This window comes from Streptomyces sp. NPDC059371 (assembly GCF_042751995.1).
Lineage (GTDB): Bacteria > Actinomycetota > Actinomycetes > Streptomycetales > Streptomycetaceae > Streptomyces.
In genome coordinates this window covers 60,693-62,019 of record NZ_JBHYXD010000023.1, presented here as the reverse complement: position 1 = coordinate 62,019, position 1,327 = coordinate 60,693, and the positions used below count along the sequence as shown (strand labels likewise).

The window sequence follows — 1,327 nt, the reverse complement described above, 5'->3', positions numbered from 1 at the left end:
GGGCGCCCCCCCCCGCCCCCCCCCCCGCCTCGGGCCCCCCTCCCCCCGCGCGCCGGGGGGGGGGGGGGCCCCGCGCGCCGCCCCCCCCCCCCCCACGCCATTTCGTCGAACATCCGTCCCCTGAAGGGACGCGCCCGCGGTGCCCTTAGGGGATGTCACAGCTCGGCCCCAATGCCGGGCCTGGTGCCCCGGCTCCCGCACGTCACTCTTCGGGACCAGGTACGTTCGATAACGTGGCTGGATTCAGGATCGGACGCGGCGGCCGGGACAACCGTGCACCGCAAGGGCGACCGCAACAACAACCGTCGTACGGACAGTCCTCCCAGGGACGCGGACAGCAGTCCCCCCAGAGAGGCGGGCAGCAGCCGAACGGCTACCCGAACGCGCCGTCGCAGCCGCGGTACGGCGGACAGCAGCCGTACGGCGGGCAGCAGCAGGGCGGTCAGCCCTACCGCGGCGGACAGCAGGGCGGCTGGCCCCAGGGCGGCGGACAGGACGGCGGGCACGGTGAGCCGGAGTACTTCGGCGACGGGCACCCGCAGCAGGGCCCGGACCCGTACGCCGCGAACAGCCCCGGCCACACGCAGGCCTTCTCGATCGGCGAGGACCCCTACAGCCAGGGGGACGTCTACCGGGCGGGCCAGGCGGCCGCACCGCCGGTCGGCCCCCGGCTGCGCTGGAAGGACCTGCTCAAGGGCATCGTGACGGCCCCCAACCGGACCTTCCTCCAGATGCGCGACTACACGATGTGGGCCCCGGCCCTGATCGTGACGTTCCTCTACGGCCTGCTGGCGGTCTTCGGCTTCGACGGCGCCCGCGAGGACGCCATCACCGCGACCCTCTCCAACGCCGTCCCGATCGTCCTGACGACCGCTGTCGCCCTCGTGCTCAGCACGTTCGTCCTCGGCGTGGTCACGCACACCCTGGCCCGCCAGCTCGGCGGCGACGGGGCCTGGCAGCCCACGGTCGGCCTCTCCATGCTGATCATGTCCATCACGGACACCCCGCGCCTGCTCTTCGCCATGTTCCTCGGCGGCGACGCGTCCTTCGTGAAGCTCCTCGGCTGGATCACCTGGGTCGCCGCGGGCGCTCTGCTGACCCTGATGGTCGGCAAGTCCCACGACCTCCCCTGGCCGAAGGCCCTCGCCGCGTCCTCCATCCAGCTCATCGCGATCCTGTCGATCATCAAGCTGGGCACGTTCTGACGCCGCGGGCGGCACACGCACCCGCCCGGAACTGAGAAAGAGGGGGGGGCCGGGCCCCCCCCCGGGGCCCCCGGGTGGGGGTGGTGGGGGGGTGCGCGGGCCCGGGGGGGCCGCGGGGGGTT

At 74.0% G+C, this 1,327-nt stretch carries 1 protein-coding gene; it reads left to right on the top strand.

The window, feature by feature from the left end; translation table 11 throughout:
* The first annotated feature begins 152 nt into the window (after window positions 1–152).
* The gene (locus ACFXGX_RS16110; RefSeq protein ID WP_384790617.1) at window positions 153–1,205 is read left to right on the top strand and encodes a Yip1 family protein; all 1,053 of its coding nucleotides are present in this window, start codon (window positions 153–155) and stop codon (window positions 1,203–1,205) included.
* Window positions 1,206–1,327: the final 122 nt, after the last annotated feature.